The organism is Streptomyces sp. DSM 40750 (genome assembly GCF_024612035.1).
Taxonomy (GTDB): domain Bacteria; phylum Actinomycetota; class Actinomycetes; order Streptomycetales; family Streptomycetaceae; genus Streptomyces.
In genome coordinates this window covers 16,030-39,965 of the sequence record NZ_CP102513.1, presented here as the reverse complement: position 1 = coordinate 39,965, position 23,936 = coordinate 16,030, and the positions used below count along the sequence as shown (strand labels likewise).

The following is a 23,936-nucleotide window of genomic DNA, read 5'->3' as shown; positions in this document are numbered from 1 at the left end:
TGATCGGCGTGACGATCCGGTCGGCGGCGTCTAGCTGGAGGCCCTGTCGTCAAAGTCTCCCGATGGGGCACGTGTTGTCCGGTGCGTGCATCGCAAGGCGGAGGTCCGTTCGAGTACTGGACGCTGTTGGGCGGTCCGACAACGAAGCGAGCAGGGGTGCTGGGACGCGCGGCCCAGCGGGACTTTGACGACAGAGACTCGCGGTCCCTGCTACCCGGGGAGGCGGAAGCCGTTGAAGAGGTCGTCCATGGCGCGCAGGGCCAGGCGGGCAGGGGTGGCATGGACAGCGAGGTCGCGGGCCGCCACCGCGAGCGGGTTACGCAGGGCGCCCAGGCGGCCGACCCGGCGGGCGCGGACGCGCACGGCGTCGGTACGCCCGCGGCGGGCGGCGGTGTACGCGGCGAGGGAGGCCGGGACGGAGTCTGTGCTGTCTCCGCCGTCTCCGGCGGGAAGCAGGTGGGCGAGGACCACCGCGTCCTCGATGGCCTGGCAGCCGCCCTGGCCGAGGTTGGGGGCCATGGCGTGGGCGGCGTCGCCCAGCCAGGCGATCCGGCCGTGGTGCAGGGTGGGGAGCGGGGCGGCCAGGTCGTAGAGGTCGTTCTGGAGGACGTCGGCAGGGTCGAGGCGGCGGATGCGATCCAGCAGGGCCGGAATCGGGTCGTGCCACGAGCCGAAGCGGCGCCGGAGTTCGGCGCGGGGGTCGGCCGACCGGGTGCCGGCCGGGAGGACCGCGGTGGCGTAGAGGTAAAACCGGCCGTCGGAGAGCGGGGTGACGCCGAACCGCTCGCCCCGCCCCCAGGTCTCACTCATGGCCGGTATCCGTAGGTCCGGGGCGTCCACGATGGTCCGCCAGGCGGTCTCGCCGATGTAGTGCAGGCCGGGGTGGGCGGGGAAGTACGCGCGGCGCAGCGGGCTGTGGATGCCGTCGGCGGCGACGACCAAATCGGCGGCAAGGTTCGGGCCGACTGCCGTACGGATGGTCGGGCGGCCCGCGGCGTCGTCGACGGCGGTCACGGCGGTGCCGTAGCGGAGGGCCTCCGGCGGCAGGGAGGCGGCCAGGGCGGCGGTGAAGGCCGGGCGCGGGACGGCGATCGGGGGCATGCCGTAGCGGGCTGCCATGTCGGCGGTGTCGGTCCGGGTGAGCCACTGGCCGTCGGAGCGGCGTACGCCCATCGTCGTGGGTACGGCGCTGCCGGCGGCGCGGGCGGCGTCGACGCCGATGGTGTCGAGTGCGCGCAGGGCGTTGGGGGCGAGGCCGATGCCGGCGCCGGTGGCGGGGGGTTCGGGGGCGCGTTCGCAGACGGTGACGTGCCAGCCGCGGCGATGCAGTGCGACGGCGGCGGTGAGGCCGCCGATTCCGGCCCCGGCCACCACCGCGTGACGTTTCGGCATGGAACACCACTTCCGTTCGGTTCGAGCACCCTCTACAGCCGCAGAGCCCTGCCTCTGCAATCGTAGAGTCAGGGCATGTCAGCACGGGCTGCGCGTTACACGCCGGGATCACGCTAGCCCCACCCGTAGGCGACCATGACGGAGCTGCACCGCTCGGCGCCAGGCCGAGCGCGGCGTGGACAAACCGCAGGTGTGACGGGGGCCGTCGCGCGATCCTTCTGAGCAAAACCGGACATGACGCAGATGCGCGCTCTCCTCGACGACGTCGTGCAGAGCAGTGACCGCCGCTACCGTGTTGAACAGGCTTACGACCCGGGGGAAGCCATGAGCAGCGACAGCGACAAGCGGGACGACCACGACCAACACCCCAAGCGTCGTACGGAAACGCTCTGGCGCATCGGCATCGTGGTCGCCCTCATGGCCTGGTTCTTCTTCCTCATCTACATCGCTGAGGACCCCGGCCCGGTGTGCGGCACGGGCCAGGACAAAGGCCCCTGTTAGAGCCTGTCTCCTCGACCTCGCGCCGGTTCTGAAACCTACTCAAGCACGGTTGCCGCGTACTAGGGCCTGTGTGAGGTCGTGATCAATCTTGCCGATCCGGATCCGCATGGAAGGCAGATCCGGTAGGAAGACGATCGTGACGCGCAGGCAACTCACCGACGAGCAGTGGAAGTTGATCGAGCCGTTCCTGCCGATAGGCGAGTACGGCCTGTACCCCGAGCGGCTGCGGGAGCAGTTCGAGGGGGTGATCTGGCGGTTCCGCACCAGCAGTCAGTGGCGGGAGATGCCACGTGAGTTCGGCCCGTGGCCTACGGTCTACGGCCGCTTCCGGGTCTGGAGGGACGCCGACGTCTTCACCGCGCTGCTGGAAGGCGTGATCGCCGAGGCCGCCCGCCAGGGACAGACGGACTTGTCCCTGGTCAGCGTGGACTCCACGGCCACCCGCGCCCGCCACGACGCTGCCGGGATGTGCATCGGCAAGGAGGTCATGGACGCCCTTGAGGAAGCCGCCGCCGAGCAGGAGCGGACCCGGCAAAGGGGGGCGGCCCGCCAGAACAGAACGGACAGGACGCAGGTGACGACCCCGAGCGGGAAGAGCGGCGGCACGTCAGGCGACGGCGCAGGCTCCGCTTGGCACAAGGGCTGCTCGGCAGATCCCGTGGTGGGCTGACGAGCAAGGTTCATCTTGCTGCGGACCGCAAGTGCCGTGCGTTGTCGTTCGTCCTGACCGCGGGACAGGCCGCCGACAGCCCCCAGTTCGTCGCCGTGCTGCGGAAGGTGCGGGTCCGTCTGCCGGTCGGCCGTCCCGGACCCGGCCTGGCGCTGTCGCCGCGGACAAGGCCTACTCATCCCGCGCTAACCGCTCTTACCTGCGCAAACGCAACATCAAGGCAGTCATCCCGAAGAAGAAGGACCAGGCCGCCAACCGAAAGAAGAAAGGCAGCCGGGGCGGCCGCCCCACACGCCACGACACCGATCTCTACGAGGAGCGGAACACCGTCGAGCGCCTGATCAACAAGCTGAAAGCCTGGCGGGGCATCGCGACTCGATACGACAAGACCCCCGAGGGCTATCTCGCCGGCCTCCACCTCCGCGCCTCCATGATCTGGATCAACGACCTCCTGCGGGCAACTGGTTGTGACTGAGCCCGGTTGGCCGGACTGACCATGCCAGTTGACTACCGGACAGCCGCCTGGGCGCGGCTCCGCGCCTACCGGAAACCGAGGTGCGGATCCGTGCCGACCAGCTCACCGCTGACGGCCCACAGGCGAGCGGCGATGGCCGGGTCGGCCATATGAGAGGGGACGGGCTCACGCCGCGGTATGCCCCGCAGGCCGAAGACCCTCGGCCCCCACAGCTGCCCTCCCTGCACCTCCGAGTCGAGGACGGCGCGGACGACGGGCCATGCTCCGGCGTCCTTGCCCTGCACCAAGAGACCGGCGGGCAAGGCGCGCAGCCGCTCGCCGGGGTTGTCACGCCTACCGGCGGGCGGGACGGGGTGAGGGAGTCCAGTGCGCCGCCGGGGTGGGCCACCACACTGAGAACCGGGCTGCCCACGGCACGCAGGCGGCGATCGAGTTCGAAACCAAAGCACATCTGCGCCAGCTTCGATCGGCCGTAGGTGCGCTTGGACCGGTAGTCCTGGACCGACTGCAGATCGCCCAGGTCCAGTCGCTCGGACCGCGCCGCAAAGCTTCCCACCGTCACGATGCGACCCGCCGACGCCGCGGACAGCAGGGGGGCCAGCCACTGGGTAAGCGCGAAGTGGCCGAGGTGGTTGGTGCCGAACATCAGCTCGTGACCGTCCCCGGTCTCTCGACGCGGCGGGTCGTCGAGAGCGACCCCTGCGTTGTAGACCACCGCGTCGAGATGATCGAGATCCAGCATGTCCACGGCGGTCTTCAGGGACGACAGGTCGGCGAGGTCCAGTTGAAGATGCCGCACACGCGCGCCAGAGACGCGTGAGCGGATCGAGGCCATGGCGGCGTCGGCCTTCGCGGCGTCCCGGCTGCCGAGTACGACAACCGCGCCGGTGGCGGCGAGCTGCTCCGCGACAAAGTAGCCGATCCCGGCGTTACCCCCGGTGACCAGGAAAATCCTGCCCTCGGCAGACGGTAGCCGGTGAACGTCCCACGCTCGGCTCTGGGATGCGGAAGACACGATGACAGGCTCCTTGTGCTCTCGGCAGCGTGCTCATGAAGAGCACCAACCCGACCAAGGTCCCAACCTCCACCGACAAACCGCCGACAGATCACGGTTAGCGCAGACAGACTTCCGATACCCGTCCCGAGAGAGCAAGAAGGTCGCTACGCCACGACCGGCACAGAACCGGTCGCGAGCACGGCCAGATGAAGCACTGAGTGGTCAACTCGGGCACTCAGTCACACTTTTTGATCGCAACATCACACAGGCCCCAATGCCGTCCCGCCCCGAGCTGTGACCTGAGCCTCGACCGAAACGGTACGTTTTGGGCGTTCTTACTGCCTATTCTGTCGGGGACATGAGGATGGCGACCTGCGGTGACCGTGATGCCCGAGGACGGCAATCCTCCTTCGGGGACTGCTTGTGCCTCTGCCTGTGGTGGCAGGTGTGTCTCGCCCAATACAGCAGTGGGCGTTGTGCAACCTGAATTCGCTGGTCCCGGTGATCCGCTCGCGCTGGCGCAAGCTCCCGCCCGGCCGCATCGCCCTGACGGCCCTGACCGCCCTGACCGCCCTGACCGTCCTGGCCGTCCTCCGCCACGACCATCGGCTTTCCGACATGGCGGGTGGCAACGGCATCTCCGCTTCCACCGTGCGCCGCTGGCTTCTGGAAGTGACCGGCCTGCTCGCCGTACGGGCCCCGCGCCCTGAAGAAAATCGCCCGGATGGGTGGCGTCGTTGTGTTGCTCGACGGCACTCTCGTCCGTACTCGCCGACGCACCGGGGATGCCAACCGGCCGAACTACAGCGGGAAGCACAAGACCCACGGCCTGCTGTTCCTCGCCCTGACCGATGAGAAGGGCAACTTGGTGTGGATCTCGGCGGCGAAGCCGGGGCGCTCCTCGGAGATCACCACTGCCCGCCACAACAAGATCACCACCCACCTGCGGGAGGCCGACCTTGGGGCGCTGGCGGACCTCGGCTTCGTCGGTCTGGACGACGACCCCGACGACTCGGTGATCGTCACCGGCCGCAAAGCGGCCCGCGGCCATCCCCTCACCGCCGCCCAGAAGGCGGCCAACCATCTGGTCAACCGCGAGCGAGCACGGCTTCGCCGACCTGAAGAACTAATCCCTTTCCAAGGGCATCCCGAGGGAGTGACCCAGTTCCCCGGGTGTTCGAGTCGGGTGCTGGATGTATGCCTTCTGAAGAACGGGCCTTGATGCCTCTCGCCAGACCGGTGACATCCAGCACCCGCGAGCGTCAACACCGTCACCTCGGTCACTCGTTGGTGTTGGTGGTGCGAGCCCACTCCGCGGTGACCTCTTGATACGCCCGAGCCTTCGAGCTCCCGCGCAGACCGAGGCCCGTGGGATGCGCTGGTGCCACGAACGGCTCGTGAGGTGGCGGCACATCCGCGCAGCGGTTGATGCCTGGGATTAGTGCGACGCGTGGCCCGCATGCGCTCGTGACCAGCGCAAACATCAGCACGTCGGGAAGGAACTGCCTTGATCTACTGCGGAATCGACTGGGCCGAACGCACCCACGACGTCGCTCTGGTCGACGACACCGGCACGTTAGTGGCCAAGCGGCACATAACCGACGACGCCGTCGGCTACAAGCTGTTGCTGGAGCTTCTCGCCGAGCACGGCGACACCGAGGAGAACCCGATCCCGGTTGCCATCGAGACCTCCCGCGGCCTGTTGGTCGCCGTGCTGCGGACCGGCAAGCGGAAGGTGTACGCGATCAACCCGCTGGCCGCCGCCCGCTACCGCGACCGGCACAGCGTCTCGCGCAAGAAGTCCGACCCCGGCGACGCCCTCGTCCTGGCGAACATCCTGCGCACCGACATGCACGCCCACCGGCCGCTGCCCGACGACTCCAACCTCGGCCGGGCGATCGCCGTCCTCGCGCGCGCTCAGCAGGACGCGCTGTGGAACCGGCAGCAGCTCGCCAACCAGCTCCGCTCCCTGCTGCGCGAGTACTACCCGGCCGCTCTGGACGCCATCGCCACCTGGACCAACGGCCTGTGCCGGCCCGAGGCACGTGAACTCCTCAAGACCGCCCCGACCCCGACGCGGGCAGCACGCCTGACCCGCGCCCAGCTCCAGGCCGCCCTCAAGCGGGCCGGCCGCAAGCGCGGCATCGCAGCCGAAGCCGACCGAATCCGCGACATCCTCCGCGCCGAGTGGGCCCACCAGCCGCCGCTTGTCGAGGACGCCCTCGGCAAACAGATGCTTGCCCTCCTCATGCAGCTCGACGCCGCCTGCACCGCCGCCGACCAGCTCGCCGAGGCGGTGCAGGACGCATTGCCTCAGCATCCGGACGCTGCGATCTTGCTGAGCTTCCCCGGGCTCGGCATCCAACTCGCCGCCCGGATCCTGGCCGAGATCGGTGACGACCGCACCCGCTTCGCCGACGCCCGGGGACTCAAGGCATACGCGGGCTCCTCGCCCATCACCCGCGCCTCCGGCAAGAAGTCGAGCATCACGCGGCGGTGGGTGAAGAACGACCGACTCAACCACGCCGGCTACCTCTGGGCCTTCGCCGCTCCGAACGGATCGCCCGGGGCCAAGGCCCACTACCGTCGGCGCCGCGACGAACACGGAGACTGGCACGCGGCCGCCCTGCGGAACCTGTTCAATCGAATGCTCGGCCAGCTCTATCACTGTCTTCAGCGGCGCGAGTTGTTCGACGAACGCACCGCTTTCCCCACCGAACTCGCCACCGCCGCTTGACGCGTTGGCAACGTGAGGTGTCTGGCGGATCCTCACCAAGGTCCGCATGAACGCCCGACACGCGACCATGGTCCTGGGGGCTCTCCTCGTGCTGACCAACGCCGAGATCTAGCTGATCACGGCAGCCGGCACGGGCAGTACGATCCCGTTTCATGTTCGTGGACATGGGGCGGGACGGACGACAGGACACGGTCGAGCTGGTCTACCAGCCGACGCGCGCCGACATCCTCACGGGCGTTCGGCTGCGTGAGCGCCGTCGGCGCCTCCACCTGGTCCGGTGGGGCTTCACGGGGCTGTTCGGGGCCGGCGCCGTGCTGGTGGTGACCGCACCGGAAAGCTCCGCGCAGTCGTTCCTCACCGCCGTGTTCTGCGCCGCCATGATCTGGTCAATCCTGGATGTGGATGGGCGCAGGGGACCATGTCGGCGGCAGCTGTTCAGCCGGATCCCCAGTCACCAGCAGCGGGTAGCGGAACTGCCACCACCGCGCTTGCTCGGCCATCGCACTTCGGCTCATACCGAGCGGCTTGATCGGTGCTGTCGCCGCTCGGAACCGATCGTCCAGGGCATCGAGCTCGGGCTGACGGAGCCTGCGGATCCGTTCGGTCAAGATCGGCCAGGCATCGTGGAGCCAGTCGCGATCGGCGATATCGTTGGCGAACTCCCAAGCCCACGTGGTGTCGAAGCCCTCTTCGACACTCGTCACGAATTCCGCCCAGGCCTCCATGCGAGCGTTCAGCGTCAGGGCATGAAGGTAGCGACTGGACAGCAGTTGCATGGCTTGATGGACCGACGCGTAGTCCTGATCGTCCAGCAGCTCACTCTCCATGGCTGGCAGCCTCGCACAAGGGCCCAATGGCGGCACCCCCATTCCGCACGTGACTGTGGCCGACGCGGGCAGGACACCGCGCACCTGGCAGGTGCAGCAAACCGACCGAGCCCGAGAGCGGCTCCGGACGGTGAAGTGGCAGATCAGAAGCGTTCTCGGTACCCCCAACGTCAGTCGTGCCCAACAAGCCCATGAAAGGGCGAGGCTAGTGACGCGCCGTCCTGAAACGGCACGGCCCTACACCCGGTCGCGCCTGAGAGTCGTCTCGCCGAGCCCGAGGGCCATGCTGCCCATGAGCTGACGAGCGAAGTCCTCCAGGATCGAGGGGTTGGCAGCGAAGAACTCCATGACCCGCTCGGTTCGCTGCTCAGGCGAAAGCTCTTTCAGTTCCTGCTGCCATGCCAGGGTGGCAGCACCGCCATCCTCGACCTCGGCATTCACGATGAGGCTCCAGAGCGCCTGCTGGGCGTCCTCACGGGCGAGCCAGGTCATGAACATCTGCTGGAACTGCTCGCTCGTCACAGTGACCTTCGGGTCGCTGGGCGCGGTGGCCACATCTTGGGAAGGCGCGTCAGCCTCGACCCCTGGGACAGCAACAGGAGGTGTCGTCGTGACCCCGGCCCGCAAGGCTTTCTTCTGGGCTCTGCGGGCCTGTTGCTTCCGCACCAAGGCTTCGCGCTTGGCAACGAGGAATGGCACGGTCTGGGTGTGCCACCAGTGGGCAACGTGAGGTTTTGCGATTTCTACGAGACCATCGATGATCTGGCCCGCGATGTCAGCCACGGCCTGTTGGACGGGGGTGAGCTGAGGACGCTGATCCTCCACGTACTCGGTGACGCAGACGATCTCGGGCTTGTCTGCGAAACCTGACTCGTCTTCGGCCTTCAGGCGGATCTCGACGTGCTCCGGTCCCCTGTCACTCGTCTTGGGAGTGAACCCACGACTCCAGCCTTCGCTCTTCCGCGAGTCGGCGAGACGCTCGCCCTTGGGGATGCGAACAACTGCGTCGACCTCGTCGTACTCCTGGTCCTCGGCCATGCGTCCTCGTCACTGCTCGGGTCCTTCCTCGGCGCTCGGTCGACGAGGATGTCGCGGTTGTAGAATCTCACCCATAACCGTAGCTGTAGCGTCCGACGATTCGGCAGGTTCGGCGAGCATCGCATCAGCCGCCACAGAGCCGCAGGTCCAAGGTTGTCACCAGTCCCCTTGCCGGATCCGCTCGTCGGACACGATCCCGTAGACGTACCGCCCAGAACGTTCGGGGCATCGTGGAATCTCCGACGGCCCCGCGATCGGCCATGCCTCCAGCGCTGACCTGATCTCGTGCCACTGCACGTTGCGCCGGCTCTCGACGATGACCAGGGTGTAGCGGTTGGTCCGGTAGGTGAAGGGCTTGCCGGTCTTCGTGTAGAAGACCTCTCCCTGGTGCTCCTCGATCCGAGGCCTCGCCGTCTCCATGTTGGGACCGACCGGCACCGGCTCGGGCGGAGGTGGCACTGGATGCCCTGCCCACCGGAGCCGTTTCTCCGGCGTTGGCTCCCGGCTACTCAGATGCCAGGATGCGCTCCCTCGCACGGTGGTCGACGTGACCGCCAGCTCTGTGCCGTCCGGCAGCACCCCACGGCCAGGCTCTCGGTAAGACTCCGCAATCGTGATGTCACGCCGTTCATAGCCGAGCCTGCTGGCAACTGACTCCAGGGTGCCCATCTGAGTGTTCCCGACGTACGACCACTGGTCCTCGCTCGCATCGTCCGAGAACTCCACGACGCCGACAAGGTAGACCCCGTCCTCGTTCGGGTCGCCGAAGAGCTGCCGCAAGCGGTCGGGTCCAAAGTCGCCCGTCATCTATCCGTCCACCCCTGCGTCGCCGCTATCAGATTCTCCGTCGATCAACGCGATCACAGTCTCCTTGGCTTGCGGCTGAGTCGCGTGCTGTGCCATCCGGGACCCGATCACTGCCACCCTGCTGAGCACCTCGGCGGCTTCCTTGAGTGTGGTTGAGGGCGGCAGCACGAAGCGCGCGCCGAACTCGACCTCACCGCTGAGCTTGGCCTGCCCCTCGCCGTAGCCATTGCCGAGGAACGCTGGAGCGCCGAGTTCCCTGAGTCGAGCCACGCCATCCTTCTCCCACTGCAACGTCCTTCTTCGGGATCTTCAGCACGGCTTGGTGGATGGCGTCGGTGATGGTCATTCCGACGGAATACGACAGCCACCGCCCCCGCCACTGCCCGTTAGGCGTGGGTGCCGCCGCCGGAGTCGGTGCGGATCAGTGTCTGCCGTCCCCGCCGCAGAGCCTTGGGGAGTTGTGCCAGGGCGAGTCGGGCGGTTTCGATGTGGTGTCGGCGGCGGTGTTGGAGCCTGCGTTGCCGGGCCGCAGCAGGGCGGCCACCGGCTCTCCGGACCCGGCCTGGCCGTGGCCGACGAACGCGACGAGGGGGTGGTGGCCGAAGGTCTTCTTCCAGGTCGCGGTGGCGTCCTGTTTCTCGTCGTGCGCGAGGACCAGCACTCCGCCGATGTCCACGATCACCTGGCCGTCGGCGGCCGGACTGTGCGCACCGGCCAGCTCCCAGACCCGCCCCGTGCTCGGGAACGTGCGGCCCGGATCGCCGGGAGGGCTTTCGGGCCGGATGCGGCGAGTGTGTCGATGACACGGGAGACCGTGGGATCGGAGGCCACCGGGCCGAACACATCCGGCTCGGCCCGCAGCATGCCGATGTCGGCCAGGCAGTCCCCGCCGAGCGCGACGGCCAGGGCCACATCCAGCAGGATCTTCCCCGGATCGGGCACGGCCCGCGGCTTGCGCCACGGCGTGGGTGCCGCCGATATCGCGGTGTCCAGACCGGACTTGCGGACCGTCTCGGCCAGCAGCACCGACCCGGCCTGCGAGACCACCCCCACGGCCACCGCCCTCGACACGGACACGCGGATACGCCCCGCTCGCTTCTTCACCTGGAGAGTGCTTCTTTCCTCGCAGCTGACAGGACCCTCGACAAGTCCCATCGTTGGCAGGCCAGCAGCACTCTCCACTTATTTGATCAAGGCCCGTACAGACCCACTCGCGAAAGCGCGAGGCTAGGATCGGCGGCGTCACGACTCGATGTCGAGGCCATCTCTCCGGAGTCGATCGGTACGGCGCGCGAGGTCACCCTCCTCTACCCCCGGGCCGGGCAGCCGGGCCCGGGGCAGTTCCGTCGGCGGGCCGTTGCTGTGGTGGTCGGCCGACGAGCCCTGGCCGATGTGCGCCGAACCGGACCACTACAAGCCGTTCGACGCGCCCGTAGGGCCGGAGCCGGTCGCGATGGTCCCGGAGTCCAGCTGTATGCACGGCATGTGCCCGGACTTGTCTTCCCCGCCGATGCTGCCTCGTTCGGAGCGCGGGGTCATCGTCGCCAAAAGCCAGTTGAGATAGTGCCCTTGGTGGGGAAGGGTCTGTGGTCATGGAGTTCTTCTGCTACCACCGTGATCGGCCCGGCTCCCTCGCGTTACGCGAGGAGCTGCTGGAGGAGCACTGGTCCTACATGGACCGGTACGCGAAGGAGCTGATCGCTCGCGGCCCGACCTTCGCCGATGATGGTGAAACACCCACCGGCAGCGTGCACATCGTCGACCTGCCCGATCCCGCCGCCGCCCGCGCGTTCGCCTTCGACGAGCCCAACTACCAGGCCGGCGCGTACCGGGACGTGCTGCTGCGCCGGTGGCGCAACGTGCTGGGGCGCACCATGTGGGACTTCCCCGGTGGCCAAACCGGTGGCAACCGGTACCTGGTGCTCGGCCTCGGCGAGGGCCCGGCCGCCGACCTCGTCCTGCCGCTCGAGGAGGACGAGCTGGTCGCGTACGGGCCGCTGCTGTCCGACGACGGCGACACCTGGCTGGGTACGGCGGTGCTGCTCAGGGCCCCGGATCCGGACACGGCACGAGCCGTTCTGACTGCGGACCGGTACGCGGACATCGAGGTCCACGACTGGGAGTTCGGCGGGCGTCGATGAGCCACGAAGGCACCGGGTTGATGTCATCTCCGGACCACATTGACCTGGGAAAGGAGCGGTGACGGTGGCGATGCGGACGGTTCCACTGGTGGGCGGGCCGGTGGAGTTACGGGGCGCGCTGGACCTGGAGACCACACAGGCAGGGGTGATGCCGCGCCGCTTGCCCGCCTGGACCAAGGAGCAGTACCAGGACCCCTCGGTCTACGGGGTGACCGTCATGCCTTCGGGGGTGCGGCTCGTGTTCCGCACCGATGCCCGCGCATTGGAGCTCGAGGTACTCACCTCCACCGGCCAGCTCGACTCCGACCCCCACCCTCGCCCGACCGGGATGCTGGAGTTGCTGGTGGACGGCGCCTTGGCCGGGCGCCAGCAGGCGCCGGTGGGCAACGTGCTGCGGATGGCGGGCCCCGGGGCCCTACAGCGACTCATCCCGGGCGAGCCAGCAACCGTACGGTTCGCCGGGCTGCCGGCCGGCATGAAGGGCGTCGAGTTGTGGCTGCCACAGCAGACCCCAACGGAACTGGTGGCACTGCGCGCTGACGGCGACGTACTGGCACCGCTGCCGGACGGGCGGCGCCGCTGGGTGCACCACGGCAGTTCCATCAGCCACTGCATCGAGGCTGACGGCCCGACCGGGACCTGGCCGGTGGTGGCAGCTGCGCTCGGAGGGGTGGAGGTGATCAACCTCAGCCAGGCGGGCAACGCGCTGCTGGATCCCTATGTCGCCCGGACGATCCGCGATACGCCCGCCGACCTGATCAGCCTCAAGGTGGGCATCAACATCGTGAGCCTGTCCGCCTTCCGGCTGCGGACGTTCGGTCCGGCGGTACACGGATTCCTGGACACGATCCGGGACGGACACCCGGACACCCCGCTGCTGTTGGTCTCTCCGGTGAGCTGTCCTGCCCTGGAGAAGGCACCCGGTCCGGCCGCGACCGGCCCGGACGGCAGGCTCGCTGCCCTGGGCGACCCGTCCGATGTGGCCGGCGGGGCATTGTCGCTGGCGGTCGTCCGTGCCGAGCTGGCCCGGATCGCTGCGGCACGACAGGCGTCCGATCCCCACCTCCACTATCTCGACGGACGCGAGCTGCTCGGCCCCAACGAGGCAGATGACCTGGCCGACGGCCTTCACCCCACCGCCGCCGCATACCGTCGAATGGGCAAGCGCTTTGCAGCCCACGCCTTCGCGACCGACGGTCCCTTCCGCTGAGTGAGCTGGGCTCCACACCCTGCACCAGGTGTGGAGCTTCCACGCTCCTCCGGCCGGGGGACTGTAAGACGATCGGCTCTGTTCCGTAGTCGGTGGTGACGGTTGGTGACGGGTGTCGTGGACGTTGTATGCGAGATATCAACTCCCTTGTGGCAACGGTGTTTTCAGGGCTCTCGGCGCTGGTCATCGAGGATGTGGCGGACGACGGCGAAATGATCCGGGTCTTGGCCCGGACCCGGGATGTCCCCTTTCCCTGCCCGATGTGCGGGGTCCCGACAGGGAAGGTGCACGGATACCACGTCCGGACCGTTGCGGATGTGCCGGTCGATGGCCGCCGAGTCGTGGTCAACGTCCGGGTACGACGTCTGCTCTGCCCGGTCCTGGGCTGTCGGCGGCAGACCTTCCGCGAGCAAGTTCCTGGGCTGATCGAGCGGCTTCAGCGCCGCACCACGCGTCTGACCAGCCAGGTCTCGGGCGTGGTCAAGGAGTTATGCGGCCGGGCGGCTGCCCGGCTCACCCGGTTACCGGCCGTGCCCGTATCGTTCGCCACCGCCCTGCGGGTGCTGCGGGGAATCCCCCCGCCGACGCTGCGGATCCCAAGGGTGATCGGGGTCGATGACTTCGCCCTGCGCCGCCGTCACCGCTACGCCACGATCATCATCGATGCCGAGACCGGGGAACGCGTCGATGTCCTGCCCGACCGCGAAGCCGCCACGTTGGAGGCGTGGCTGCGCGGGCAGAAAGGCATCGAAGTCGTGTGCCGGGACGGCTCGGCCACCTACGCCGAGGCGATCCGCCGGGCCCTGCCCGACGCGGTGCAGGTCAGCGACCGCTGGCATCTGTGGCGGAACCTGTGCGACAAAGTCCTGGCCGAGGTCCGCGCCCACACCCCCTGCTGGGCCACCGTCAACCCGCCCCGGCACGGCGGCATCCGCGAACAGACCACCCGCGAGCGCCGGCACAAAGTCCACGCCCTCCTCGACTCCGGCGTCGGCCTGCTCGACTGCTCCCGCAGACTGAACCTCGCCCTGAATACCGTCAAGCGCTACGCCCGCATCCCTGAACCGCCCGCGGATCGCATCGCCCCCCCGCTACCGGCCCACCCTTGTCGACCCCTACCGTGACCACCTGCGCCAACACCGGTCCGACAACCCGGCCGTTCCCGTCACGCACCTCCTGCACGAGATCAGGGAACTGGGCTACACCGGCAGTGCCAACCTGCTGGTCCGCTACCTCAATCAGGGCCGCGCCGAAGGCGACCGCCCCGTGACAACCCCCTGCCGGCTCGCCCGGCTCCTGCTCACCCGCCCCGAGCACCTGTGGAGCAAGGACACCGACCTCCTCGGCCTCCTCACCGCGGCGTGCCCGGAGATGACCGCACTCGCCCGACTCACCGGCGAGTTCGCCGCGTTCCTGACCCCGGGCCCAGGCCAACGACGACAAGCTCACCCAGTGGATCGCCACAGTCCGCACCGCTGGCCTGCCCCACCTGCACAGCTTCTGCACCGGCCTCGAACTCGACCGCGCCGCCGTGAACGCCGGCCTCACCCTGCCCCACCACAACGGCCGGACCGAGAGCGCCAATACCCGAACCAAGAAGATCATGCGGCAGATGCACGGCCGAGCAGGATTCGACCTCCTCCGTCACCGCATCCTCCTGCAATAAGGAGAACGCACCGTCACCACCGACTACGAAACAGAGCCGCTCGTTTGACAGACCCCATCCTGGGCACCAGAAACGATCCGGACAGCTACGGAACTTGATCAAGCCCTGTATCCGGCCTGAGCGGAACTCCGGTCCGCGAAAGAAATCGATGCCCCACCATGTAATGCGCGGGCAGCGGCGGACACAGACAGGTTGTAGGGACGTTGCCAGGTGAGTGAGCGTGAGCCGGGTGGGGATTTGGACGGGTGGGACGCTTTCGAGAAGGTCGACGCGTCCGTAGCGGGCGATGGTCTTGCCCAGCTGCTTGTCGTCTGCCGTCTCGACCAGCTCGTTCACCAAGGCTGCTGCGGTGGTGTAGCGGACTCGGTAGCCAGCCATGGCGGCCGCGGTGCCAGCCCGATCAGCAGGTGCGACTTGCCGGTTCCCGAGTCCCCGATCAGACACAGTGGGTGACCCTTGGCGATCCACTCGCAGGTGGCGAGATTGTGGATGACCGCCGGATCGACGTGGGGGTTGACGCTGTAGTCGAACTCCCGCAGCGATTTCGCGCGGGGGAAGCGGGCCGCTCGGATGCGTCGTTCGGCCCGGCGCCGGTCGCGGTCCTCGCACTCGGCCATCAGCAGCTCGGCGAGGAACCCGGCATAGGACAGGCCCTCGCGTTCGGCCCGGGCGATCGTGTCGGCGGCCTGGGCTCGCATGGTGGGCAGCCGCAGCAGCCGGCAGGCGGTGTCGATCGCCGCGTCGGACGCCTGTGCGGTCAGGGCGTGATGGGCGGTGGTCATGATGAGTCCTTCCGGCGAAGCTGCAACAGCTCGTCCCACTGCTCCAGGCGGGGCAGGGGACGCTGGTCGGCGGGCAGAGCGCGGGCGAGACGGCGCGGTGTCAGGGGTGTGACCTGGGCCGGGTCCAGGTCCAACGGCTCCGGGACGGGAATGCTGGTGGCGACGGTCGGTGCCGGCCCGGCCGCTTGGGCCGCCTTGCGGGCTTCCAGCGCGATGACGTCCTCGTTGAAGGTGCCCGCCGCAAGGGCCCCGCGGATCCCGGTCACCACGTCGGCGTGCTGCTGGTGGCGGTGCAGCAACAGCACTTTGACCAGGACTTTCGTCCCTTCGGTGTCGCCGAGGGCCTTCTTGGCCGCGGCCCAGAAAGCTTCGTGGACGGCCGTGAAGGTGCCCTCGGCGCGGGCCTGGTGAAGTGCCTCGGAGCGTTCCAGTGCCCCCGGCTTGATCAGCAGGGCTTCCAAGTAGTGGTCCAGCACGAGGTGTTCGGCGCCGCGACCGGCCAGCCGTCGGTGGCGGGCGATCTCCCGCCGGCCGTCATAGACGGTCAGGTCGTCGCAGGTGAGCGTGACGGTGACCTTGCGGTCGATGAAGCGGACCGGGACCGAGTACCGGCACATCTTCACGGTGATCATGCCGTAGCGGTCGACGCGGGGCGTGAGCGTGATGCCGGTGGCGAACGGATCGTCCGGCAGCGGCAGCAGATGACCGGCCTCACGGACGAAGTCCTGCGCGATCGTCCGCATCCTCGCGCCGATCCTCCGCTCATCCTCCTTCGCCTCGAACTCGGCTAATCGGGCGTTGAGTTCATCCAGGCTGTCGACCCGCGGCACCGGGGTGAGGTAGTTGCGGCGGAAGTAGCCCACCTGGCCCTCGACCCCGCCCTTCTCGTGAGCGCCGCGCAGGCCCGGCTCGCAGTAGAACGGGGTGAACCCGTAGTACTCATGGAAGGCGGTCCAGCGCGGTTCTCCTCCCGCGATCGGTTGCGGAAAACCACCTTCTTCACGGCCGGGGTGAGGTTGTCATAGCGGACCTGACCGGCCGGCACCCCGCCCAGCGTGGTCAGCGCGTGGACGTGTCCTTCGAGGAACGCCTGCTGCCCGCAGGAACGTGAGATACGGTGCACGGCCTTGCCCGAGTAGGCCAGCCGGAAGGCGAACAGATAGCAGCGGGTGCGCTGGCCGGCAACGTCCACGTAGACGTCTCGGACAAGGGCGACGCGATCGTTGGGCAATTGGCACAAGCCGCCGAATCGGCAGGGTTTGACTGGCAGTCGCATGAGCACGGGGGCTACCGGACGGTGATCGGTGACTTCATCTTCTCGATCCGGCAGGAGGACGCCGACGCCTACACCCTTCGCATCTCGAGCGGGAGCCAGAGCGAGGACATCAGCACACGGCAGAGCACCGGGAATTCAGGACCAGCACTCCTGGACAAGCAGATCAACGATGACCTCAAACTGTTGTACACGTTGGCACAGAAGTCGTACGGCGGCCGGTCCGCATTCCTGGACCGGGCGTCTGGAACTCTGCTTGACCTCCTGAAGAAGCAATAGCCGGGAGCGGTCCGGGCCGAAGCCCTTCCCGCACCCGGCGTTCGCCGTATGCGTCAGTTGGTCAGGAAGCAGTCGGCCGCGTTGTCCCAGTTGGCCGACGCGGAGCGCTCATGGGGATTCTCGCTCCACAGCGGGGAGTAGCAGCTGGTGTCCTGGCCGGCGAACCGACGCCCGTAGACCTTGATGGCCTTCGCGCCCTTGTTGGACCACGACGGGGTTCTGTTCTCGAAGTCGAACTTGGAGAAGTAGACCCAGTCCTTGTGCGTCGCGTTCCACTGGAGCCTGCGCCCCTTGAAGGACTTGTACTGGTAGAAGCAGTACCAGTCGTTTCCGAACACCTGGGTCGGGCAGCTGTCCGAGGCGGCGGCCGAGACATAGGGCTCTCTCTCGGCCGCGCTCACCTCCTCGTCCGCAGGCGGGTCGTCGTCGGCGGCCGCCACGACCGGGGCCTCCGAGACCGCCGGCTCCCGTGTATCGGCAGCAAGGCCTACGTACTGGGCCTGCAGCTTCTGCGCCACGGGGCTGCTCACCGGGGCCTGCTCCTCACCGGGAAGCGGGAAGGCCATGATCGCTTCCCCGTCGTTCCAGGCGATTTCGTCGCTGCTGATCTGAACGCCGCCCTCGGTATTCGCCGACACCTCGTCGATCTGCTGCTGAAGCGGATCGACCTCCGCGGCACCGACGGGAGCGATACCCGCCATGGTTCCCATGGCGACGGTTGCCACCACGACCGCGATGGAACGCTTGGTTCTGCTGGATGACATTCGGCCTTCCCGCCTTGTTTGCCGAATTCCGGCAAGACCTTCGCAGTTTTGACGGGGTCATGCCGCAGGCATTATTCACATGCGGAATCATCCGCGCTGATGATGCAGGGCTTCGGCGTAGTCGCGTGACGCCCGGTTCCTGGCGGACTGCCAGCTCAGCGGCGGTGCTCTCGGAACGTGACAGGCACGGCTTCCGAGATCATGGAGTTCTCTACGCCCCGTGATCCAAGTGGAAGACCGTGCCTGCCGACGCATCATCTCTGAATCCGCCGGCCCTTGACCAACTGCGCGAGAAACAGCAGGCCGGACCCGAGGAGCTCCCGGGCCTGATGGAGCGGCTGGCCGAGGTGCCGGACCCGCGTGACCCACGCGGGGTGCGCCACCGCCTGGCCGTCGTGCTCACTCTCACCGCGTGCGCGGTGCTGGCCGGAGCGACCTCGCTGCTGGCGGTCGGTGAATGGATCGCCGATGCCCCTGGGCATGTGCTGGAACAGGTCGGTGCGGACCCCGATCCGCTTCTGCCCAGGCGGGTCCTGCCCGCAGAGACCACGGTCGGCCGCCTGCTGGCCCGCATCGACGGCGACGCGCTGGACCGGGCGGTCGGACGCTGGCTCGCCGACCGTCGCCCGAAGGCGACCGGGCTGCGCGGCCTCGCAGTGGACGGCAAAAGCCTGCGCGGCGCGGCAAAAGCGAACGGCCGCGAGATCCACCTGCTCGCCGCACTGGAGCACGCCACCGGCCTGGTCCTAGCCCAGCTGGACGTCGGCGAGGAGACGAACGAGATCACCTGCTTCCAGCCGCTGCTGGACACCGTCGCCGATCTGGCAGGAGTCGTCGTCACCAGCGACGCCATGCACACCCAGCGCGAGCACGCCGACAAGGCCTCGACGCTGGAACAGCTGCTGGTGGACTTCGTCATTGGCGACGTCCACCCCAATGACGGCCCATCAGGCAGGCACCGCCGTACCGCGGTGCCTGCCTCACGGCCCGAACTCACCGCTTGACCAGCCTTGGCCTTGGCGCCCTGGAAAGAGTGAGAATGCCTTCATCGTGTCGCCCTGGGCCTCTGTCGTGACGCTCATCCAGTCGGTCGGCTGCGGAGCTGCCTTGCGGAAGAGAGACAGCAGGGTCTGGGCCGGCAGGGCGCCCGGGTCGAAGAACTGCGTGGCCGGAGCGGGCGGCACCGCCGGTCCCTGCATGCGGACCTCGTGGCAGGTGAAGCAGAACGCGCCTCCAACAGCGCCAGATCGAGAGAGTCCTCGTATGCCCGGACGCTTCAGCCCGGCGAGAAGCCGCAGCGGTGCTGTTCACTGCCGGGCAGGCTCTCGATGAAGGCCAGGGCGGCGTCGGCCTGGCTCCCGGCCCAGTGGGCAACCGCTGTGCCGGGGTACGGGACGTCCCGCCTGGTGGGGAGGGCGGAGATCCGTACGACCTCGATCAGCACGGTGGCGGTGACGGCTTCGGCGGGGAGCTGCATGAACGCAGTCTGCCCGCCAGGTCGGCGGCCGGGTAAGGGGCACAGACGCCTTCGGCAGGCGCGGGTCGGTGTCAGTTCGATCGACCCGATGCCATCCACTGCGGAAGGCGCACCGAGGCAGCCACGGACGCAAAGTGACAATAGGCCTGTCTTGGTGGCGGCTGTCGTGCTCCGGCTCAACAAAGCAGGTGCTGGGCCTGCGGCCGGTGTGAGGCTAGTAGTCGAGGTCGAGGTAGTCGATGTCGTTGAGGGTGACGTCGGTGAGTCCTGTGGCGCGGGTTCCGCGGTCCTGGAAGTAGATCTCTTTGAGTCCTTCGGCGATGATCTGGCGCATCTGTTGGTCGTCGGCTCCGGTGTCGCGGGCGTTGAAGAGGCGCTGTGCGTAGGTGGGGGGGAGGTGGACGGTGAGGCGGCGGAGGCGTCCGTCGTCGGTGGTGCCGATGGGTGCGGTGTAGCCGAAGCGGGCTCTGGTCTCTACCGTGATGCCCGTGGTGGTGGCGGCCTGCTTCCGGCGGCGTCTGCGGACCTGGGGCTGCCAGCGCTGCCGTACGGCGGCGTCGATCCGTTCGGCGATGTCCTTTGGCGGGTGTTTGCGTTCGCCCTTGCGGTAGCGCTCCACGGATCGCTGGCTGACCCCGATCTCGCGTGCAACGGCTTTGGTCGTCTTGAGCTGCTTCATCAGGAAGTTGATGCGCGCTTGGAGTGTCTTGGGCGGCTGGCGGGTGAAGGCTTCCCGGTCGGCGCGTTCGATGGCGTCGTCGATCTCTGCCACGGCTCAGCCTTTCTCGGCGGTGGGGTCCTGGCCGCCCGTGTTGGCCGGCGGGAACCAGGTCTTGTGCGTCGGGCCGGTGTCGGGCACTGGCCTACTCTCCTTCGTCGAGGACGGCGTCGCCGCCCTTGATGTGGCGGGCGGGGTTGTAGCCCTGTTCCATGAGGTCGACCGCCCAGAGCATCGACTGGACGCCCTCCAGCTTCGCCAGGCCCGGGGTGGGCCCGAGGCGGAAGGCGCCGGGCTGCGGCTTGCCGGAGGCCGCGTAGGGGAGGAAGTCCAGCGGGCTCTTTCCGGGCGAGGGGTAGACGACGCAGTCGGAGAGTACGGCGAGCGGGTACAGGCCCGTCATCTTCGCCATGTTGGTGAGTTTGCGGTGCATGTTGACCCGCGCTTTGGAGATGACGGCGGCGCGGATGTCGGGGCGCCAGGTCGGGCGCTGGAGGGCGGGCCACCGTTCGCCCTCCTTGTATTTCTTGCTCTGGGGGCGCTCGCGCAGTTTGCCGATGCCTCCTTTGACGGTGGCCTTGATGGCGGCGAGGACGGCCGCCATCGCCGGGTCGGCGTCCCTGTGCCGCTCCATCGCGGCCAGGAAGGCGTGGTCGTCCAGGTCCTTGGTGACGCCGAGGTCGGCGAGGGTGTCGACGTAGGCGGTCTTCAACCGGTCGTGCCACGGGTCGAGGTAGGCGCCGGTCTCGCGCCGCAGGTACGCCTCCAGGGGCTGGACGTTGTGGCCGAGTTCCTGGGCGTAGGCGACGGTGTGCGTCTGGTACCAGGCAGGTCCCGTCGGGCGGGTGCCGTCCGGGGTGAACGGCGAGGGCAGGCGCGGGTCCACCTCGATGTGGGAGAGGTCGACCAGCCAGGAGCCGGGGATCTTCGGGTTGAAGGCCGGGTTGTGGAAGTGGTCCGGGGCGGAGAGGCCGACGACCAGGCGGGCCGCGGCGGCGAGGAAGGCGGTGTTGAGGTCCAGGCCGACCGCGAAGGGCAGCGTGCACTCTTCATCGGTCAGCAGGTCCACCGGCCGCACCCACTGGTACGCCTCCTCATTGAGGAACCCGCCGCTCCAGCCGCTGTTCACGACGACGGGGTGCTCAGGGGTGGCCTCCGGTGGCGCAGGGTCCGTCGGCTCCGTGCCGAGTGAGCCGGGGTTGTGGCCGGGCACCCAGTTACCGGTGGCGGGGTCCTGCGTGGCGCGTGTGGGGGGCCGCAGCGCCGTCATCAGCTCAAGGCCCGATACGGCTGTGGAGCCGCGCGGGGTGATGACGCGGGTGGCGTAGATGCCGAGGACGCGCGCGATGTCGGCCGGCTCCATCTCCGCCACCCCGGGCCACGCCCGCTCGTCGAGGGCGTCCCAGGACAGGATCGCCAGCTGCACGCACTGCCGCTCGCGCCCCTGGGCCTTGCGGTAGATCCTTGCCCAGGGGCCGAACCCGCGCTGCGTGAGCCGCCATTTCGCTTTCACCACCTGTTTGACCACGGGGTGGTCTTCCGGCAGGCGCAGGGAGCGGCGCTGCTCATGGCCTTCCAGGCGCTCGGGGAGGCCGAGCTTCACGGCGGCCGCGGCGGTGAGGACGATCAGCGGGTCGCTGTCTTTGCCGTTGCGGTGCAGGCGTGGCGCGCCGAGGCCGGACTCGTGCAGCGTCCACTCCACCAGCTCCGGCACGGTGGTCGCGGGGCAGTCGAGCACGATGCCGCCCGTGCCGTACGTGCAGCCGTCACCGTCCAGGACCGCGAGGGGCCCGTGCGGGAAGCGCGGGTCGGCTGCGGGCTGCGCCGTCTTCTTCGTGGCCGGACGCCGCGACGGCGCAGCGGGTCGGAGGGCGGGGCGCGTCGGCGCCGCAGCCGGAACGGCGGAAGCCTGAGGAGCATCTGCCGTCTCCACCACCTTGGACGAGGCCGGTTCGGTAGTCGCCGCGGGCGTCGCTGCGGCAACCGAGGCTGTCGGAGCTGCGCCGGGGGCGGGGTGCTTCGCCGCCCATCCGTTCAGCAGCCGCTGGTAGGCGTCCAGGCGCGGCGACTTCGGCTCGCTGCGGCCGTTCTCCCAGTTCTTCACCGACTGGGTCGTGGTCTTCAACGCGGCCGCCAGGCGGGCCTGCGTGATGCCGGCAGCCTCACGCAGCCGGGCACGTTCCGCCGGAGGCGGCAGATGCGGGTCCTCGTTCAACAGAGCGTCTACGGACGCGAACAGCTCTTCCTCAGATGCCATGACCTTGCACCCTGCTCCCGGCAAACCTCACTTGCTTAACCACAAACTTATCCTGTTCCTTAGCCTTCAAGGGCCCCCTGACGTGGCGAGCGTGATGTGCTGGCGCAGGTACATCAGACCGACCAGAGCACGTTGGTACGGCGTGAGCTTGCAGCGGCGGTCACCCTCGCGGGTGACGATGAGCGTCGAGCAACGGCACGGGAGCCTTGTCCGTTGCGGACGCCTACGCAGTCCCCCGATCAGTGGCCGCGCTGAAAGACCTCAGTGCCTCAGAGGTGGAGGGATGGCATGGAGCTCGTCGGTTCCTGCTTTGCCTGTGCATTTATCAGGTTGTGGATGTGATTGATCAGCCGTTGTCATGTGTGGTGGCTGCTTGCCAAGTTCATCGATGGTTCGTATGTGCTGGCTCTGTAACGGCTCGTTACCGGGCTCCGTCGCGGGTTGCTCGCAACCGGTCCTTACCGTCACCGCGCAACGGGCCTGCCGGGCGCCGTGCATCTCAGGGAGCGGCGCCCGCGCCGTCATTTGCCTGGCCGCAGTTGTCGCCGCAGCCGGTTCAACGCTGCGCGTACGCGATTGGTCTCCGGTGACTCCGCCCCTACGGTGCGGAGCAGGTCGGGGTAGAGGGCGACCAGCACGTGGAAGGCTTCCGACAGTCGGCCTGCCGAGTGCAGCAGCATTCCATGGCGGCGACGGGTGGTGAGGAGGAATGGGTCGGTCGGCGAGAAGGTCTCTCCCGCCGCCTTCAGAAGGGTTTCGAACGCTTCTAGTGCCTCCACTACCTCGCCCAACTTCATCAGGCAGTAGGCGATCTGCCCACGGAGCTTCAGTCCCTCCGGGCCACCTTCTGCCCCCTGGGCAGCGAGCTCGGACACGCGCTTCTGGTATAGCGCTAGTGCCCGCGCGTACTCCTTCTGCTCGAACAGCGCGTCCGCCTCCCGAAGACGGTCCGCGTCCAGGGCAGGGATCACGCCGCCCGCAGAGGGCGCAGTGAACCACGCGGGACCCGGATGTACGAGGGGGCTGAGCCCCTGTGGCCACCCTTCCGCCGCCTTTGCGTCCACCGACGGGTTCCCCTGTCTCGGAAGGAACGGGACGAGTCGTCCGATGACCTCCTGAGCGGACGCGGGCCGGTCCTCCGGGCGCTTGGCGAGCAGGTCCCGTACCAGGCGGTCCAGCTCGCGCCCGGCCTCCGGACGCCGCTCCCGCACCGGAACCGCAGGTTCGTGCACATGGTGGTAGAGGAGGCTGGGCACGTTGTCTTGCGTGAATGGCGGCTGCCCGGTGATGAGTTCGTACAGGACACAGCCCAGCGCGTAGAGGTCACTGCGTGGTGTGACCTCGCCCGCCAGGGCCTGTTCGGGGGACATGTACCGGGGCGTGCCGACGGGCCGGCCCGTCGGGGTCAGAGTGGTGTTGTCGCCGTCGAGTAGCGCGGCGATGCCAAAATCCAGCACCATCGCGAGACCACCGTCTGTGACCATGATGTTGGCAGGCTTCAGATCGCGGTGGACGAGTGGCACGCTCCCGGTGTGGGTCAGCACCGAGCACAGGTGGACCCCTAGGCAGGCCGTCCACGAGAGGGGCAGGCGGCCGAAGGCGCCGCAGATGTCCTTGAGCGAGGAGCCGTACAGCCGCTGCATGACGATGTAGAGGCGCTCACCGCCTGCGGGGTCAGGGACGATGTCGTAGATCTGTGGGACGCCCGGGTGGGCCAGCTGCGCCATGATTTGGGCCTCGCGGCGGAAACGGGCGATCCTGACTCCAGCCTCTGAGCTGGTGGAGCCCTCGCGGGGCTGGATGAGCTTGATGGCGACGTGTCGGCCCAGTTCGGGGTCGCGTCCCGCCCAGACTTGCCCCATCCCGCCCGTGCCGATGAGCTCTCCGAGTTCGTAGCGCCCCACGTGACGGAGCACGCCCGGTGC

The 23,936-nt window shown here is 68.3% G+C and carries 18 protein-coding genes and 5 pseudogenes; 9 read left to right on the top strand and 14 right to left on the bottom strand.

What is annotated here, in order from left to right; genetic code table 11:
* Positions 1–210: 210 nt before the first annotated feature.
* Positions 211–1,392 (bottom strand): FAD-dependent monooxygenase, encoded by a 1,182-nt coding sequence (locus JIX55_RS00185; protein ID WP_257561167.1) that lies wholly within the window; start codon positions 1,390–1,392, stop codon positions 211–213.
* Positions 1,393–1,626: 234 nt separating this feature from the next.
* On the opposite strand from JIX55_RS00185, the gene JIX55_RS00180 reads away from it, so the two are divergent.
* Together JIX55_RS00180 and JIX55_RS00175 are read left to right on the top strand one after the other, a co-directional pair.
* Positions 1,627–1,893 (top strand): hypothetical protein, encoded by a 267-nt coding sequence (locus JIX55_RS00180; RefSeq protein ID WP_257561166.1) that lies wholly within the window; start codon positions 1,627–1,629, stop codon positions 1,891–1,893.
* Positions 1,894–2,029: 136 nt separating this feature from the next.
* Positions 2,030–3,038 (top strand): annotated as a pseudogene (locus JIX55_RS00175) (IS5 family transposase).
* A 65-nt stretch (positions 3,039–3,103) separates the two neighbouring features.
* Here the strand turns inward: JIX55_RS00175 and JIX55_RS00170 are convergent.
* Positions 3,104–4,053, bottom strand: a pseudogene (locus tag JIX55_RS00170) (SDR family NAD(P)-dependent oxidoreductase).
* Between the two features lie 706 nt (positions 4,054–4,759).
* On the opposite strand from JIX55_RS00170, the gene JIX55_RS00165 reads away from it, so the two are divergent.
* Positions 4,760–5,257 (top strand): transposase family protein, encoded by a 498-nt coding sequence (locus JIX55_RS00165; RefSeq protein ID WP_257561165.1) that lies wholly within the window; start codon positions 4,760–4,762, stop codon positions 5,255–5,257.
* Positions 5,258–5,542: 285 nt separating this feature from the next.
* Positions 5,543–6,772 carry an IS110 family transposase gene (locus tag JIX55_RS00160; RefSeq protein ID WP_257561164.1) on the top strand — a complete coding sequence of 410 codons (1,230 nt, stop codon included), beginning with the start codon at positions 5,543–5,545 and terminating at the stop codon, positions 6,770–6,772.
* A gap of 386 nt (positions 6,773–7,158) precedes the next feature.
* On the opposite strand, the gene JIX55_RS00155 is transcribed toward JIX55_RS00160, so the two are convergent.
* The 5 genes and pseudogenes from JIX55_RS00155 to JIX55_RS00135 all read right to left on the bottom strand — a co-directional run.
* Positions 7,159–7,599, bottom strand: a complete 441-nt coding sequence (locus tag JIX55_RS00155) for a hypothetical protein (protein ID WP_257561163.1) — start codon at positions 7,597–7,599, stop codon at positions 7,159–7,161.
* A 237-nt stretch (positions 7,600–7,836) separates the two neighbouring features.
* The gene (locus JIX55_RS00150; protein ID WP_257561162.1) at positions 7,837–8,637 is read right to left on the bottom strand and encodes a hypothetical protein; all 801 of its coding nucleotides are present in this window, start codon (positions 8,635–8,637) and stop codon (positions 7,837–7,839) included.
* 156 nt (positions 8,638–8,793) lie between these two features.
* The gene (locus tag JIX55_RS00145; protein ID WP_257561161.1) at positions 8,794–9,444 is read right to left on the bottom strand and encodes a hypothetical protein; all 651 of its coding nucleotides are present in this window, start codon (positions 9,442–9,444) and stop codon (positions 8,794–8,796) included.
* Positions 9,445–9,735, bottom strand: coding sequence for a hypothetical protein (locus JIX55_RS00140; protein ID WP_257569725.1), 291 nt, complete (start codon positions 9,733–9,735; stop codon positions 9,445–9,447).
* A 10-nt stretch (positions 9,736–9,745) separates the two neighbouring features.
* Positions 9,746–10,573 (bottom strand): annotated as a pseudogene (locus JIX55_RS00135) (transposase); the annotation flags it as partial.
* A gap of 463 nt (positions 10,574–11,036) precedes the next feature.
* Between JIX55_RS00135 and JIX55_RS00130 the strand changes: the two are divergent.
* The 3 genes and pseudogenes from JIX55_RS00130 (at position 11,037) to JIX55_RS00120 (ending at position 14,461) form a co-directional block, all read left to right on the top strand.
* Positions 11,037–11,585, top strand: a complete 549-nt coding sequence (locus JIX55_RS00130) for a YciI family protein (protein ID WP_257561160.1) — start codon at positions 11,037–11,039, stop codon at positions 11,583–11,585.
* A 70-nt stretch (positions 11,586–11,655) separates the two neighbouring features.
* On the top strand, positions 11,656–12,795 hold the full coding sequence (locus JIX55_RS00125; protein ID WP_257561159.1) for a GDSL-type esterase/lipase family protein: 1,140 nt from the start codon (positions 11,656–11,658) through the stop codon (positions 12,793–12,795).
* 128 nt (positions 12,796–12,923) lie between these two features.
* A pseudogene (locus JIX55_RS00120) lies at positions 12,924–14,461 on the top strand (ISL3 family transposase).
* A gap of 258 nt (positions 14,462–14,719) precedes the next feature.
* Here the strand turns inward: JIX55_RS00120 and JIX55_RS00115 are convergent.
* Together JIX55_RS00115 and JIX55_RS00110 are read right to left on the bottom strand one after the other, a co-directional pair.
* Positions 14,720–15,243 (bottom strand): annotated as a pseudogene (locus JIX55_RS00115) (ATP-binding protein); the annotation flags it as partial.
* On the bottom strand, positions 15,240–16,106 hold the full coding sequence (locus JIX55_RS00110) for a Mu transposase domain-containing protein (RefSeq protein ID WP_257561158.1): 867 nt from the start codon (positions 16,104–16,106) through the stop codon (positions 15,240–15,242). The gene JIX55_RS00110 and the pseudogene JIX55_RS00115, both read right to left, overlap by 4 nt.
* A 254-nt stretch (positions 16,107–16,360) precedes the next feature.
* Between JIX55_RS00110 and JIX55_RS00105 the strand changes: the two genes are divergently transcribed.
* Positions 16,361–16,795, top strand: a complete 435-nt coding sequence (locus JIX55_RS00105) for a hypothetical protein (RefSeq protein WP_257561157.1) — start codon at positions 16,361–16,363, stop codon at positions 16,793–16,795.
* A gap of 53 nt (positions 16,796–16,848) precedes the next feature.
* On the opposite strand, the gene JIX55_RS00100 is transcribed toward JIX55_RS00105, so the two are convergent.
* Positions 16,849–17,559, bottom strand: a complete 711-nt coding sequence (locus JIX55_RS00100; RefSeq protein ID WP_257561156.1) for a hypothetical protein — start codon at positions 17,557–17,559, stop codon at positions 16,849–16,851.
* A 239-nt stretch (positions 17,560–17,798) separates the two neighbouring features.
* Between JIX55_RS00100 and JIX55_RS00095 the strand changes: the two genes are divergently transcribed.
* Positions 17,799–18,563: an ISAs1 family transposase gene (locus JIX55_RS00095; protein WP_257561155.1), complete on the top strand. Its 765-nt coding sequence runs from the start codon at positions 17,799–17,801 to the stop codon at positions 18,561–18,563.
* 272 nt (positions 18,564–18,835) lie between these two features.
* On the opposite strand, the gene JIX55_RS00090 is transcribed toward JIX55_RS00095, so the two are convergent.
* The 4 genes from JIX55_RS00090 to JIX55_RS00075 form a co-directional block, all read right to left on the bottom strand.
* Positions 18,836–19,036 (bottom strand): hypothetical protein, encoded by a 201-nt coding sequence (locus JIX55_RS00090; RefSeq protein WP_257561154.1) that lies wholly within the window; start codon positions 19,034–19,036, stop codon positions 18,836–18,838.
* A 214-nt stretch (positions 19,037–19,250) separates the two neighbouring features.
* Positions 19,251–19,808: a telomere-protecting terminal protein Tpg gene (gene tpg, locus JIX55_RS00085; protein ID WP_257561153.1), complete on the bottom strand. Its 558-nt coding sequence runs from the start codon at positions 19,806–19,808 to the stop codon at positions 19,251–19,253.
* A gap of 91 nt (positions 19,809–19,899) precedes the next feature.
* The gene (tap, locus tag JIX55_RS00080; RefSeq protein WP_257561152.1) at positions 19,900–22,011 is read right to left on the bottom strand and encodes a telomere-associated protein Tap; all 2,112 of its coding nucleotides are present in this window, start codon (positions 22,009–22,011) and stop codon (positions 19,900–19,902) included.
* A gap of 521 nt (positions 22,012–22,532) precedes the next feature.
* On the bottom strand, positions 22,533–23,927 hold the full coding sequence (locus tag JIX55_RS00075) for a serine/threonine-protein kinase (protein WP_257561151.1): 1,395 nt from the start codon (positions 23,925–23,927) through the stop codon (positions 22,533–22,535).
* Positions 23,928–23,936: the final 9 nt, after the last annotated feature.

Bases quoted from the DNA above. Each gene is read 5' to 3' on its own strand.
- JIX55_RS00185 (WP_257561167.1), bottom strand. From the start codon at position 1,392: ATGCCGAAACGTCACGCGGTGGTGGCCGGGGCCGGAATCGGCGGCCTC.
- JIX55_RS00180 (WP_257561166.1), top strand. From the start codon at position 1,627: ATGACGCAGATGCGCGCTCTCCTCGACGACGTCGTGCAGAGCAGTGAC.
- JIX55_RS00165 (WP_257561165.1), top strand. From the start codon at position 4,760: ATGGGTGGCGTCGTTGTGTTGCTCGACGGCACTCTCGTCCGTACTCGC.
- JIX55_RS00155 (WP_257561163.1), bottom strand. From the start codon at position 7,599: ATGGAGAGTGAGCTGCTGGACGATCAGGACTACGCGTCGGTCCATCAA.
- JIX55_RS00150 (WP_257561162.1), bottom strand. From the start codon at position 8,637: ATGGCCGAGGACCAGGAGTACGACGAGGTCGACGCAGTTGTTCGCATC.
- JIX55_RS00145 (WP_257561161.1), bottom strand. From the start codon at position 9,444: ATGACGGGCGACTTTGGACCCGACCGCTTGCGGCAGCTCTTCGGCGAC.
- JIX55_RS00130 (WP_257561160.1), top strand. From the start codon at position 11,037: ATGGAGTTCTTCTGCTACCACCGTGATCGGCCCGGCTCCCTCGCGTTA.
- JIX55_RS00125 (WP_257561159.1), top strand. From the start codon at position 11,656: ATGCGGACGGTTCCACTGGTGGGCGGGCCGGTGGAGTTACGGGGCGCG.
- JIX55_RS00100 (WP_257561156.1), bottom strand. From the start codon at position 17,559: ATGTCATCCAGCAGAACCAAGCGTTCCATCGCGGTCGTGGTGGCAACC.
- JIX55_RS00090 (WP_257561154.1), bottom strand. From the start codon at position 19,036: ATGCAGCTCCCCGCCGAAGCCGTCACCGCCACCGTGCTGATCGAGGTC.
- tap (WP_257561152.1), bottom strand. From the start codon at position 22,011: ATGGCATCTGAGGAAGAGCTGTTCGCGTCCGTAGACGCTCTGTTGAAC.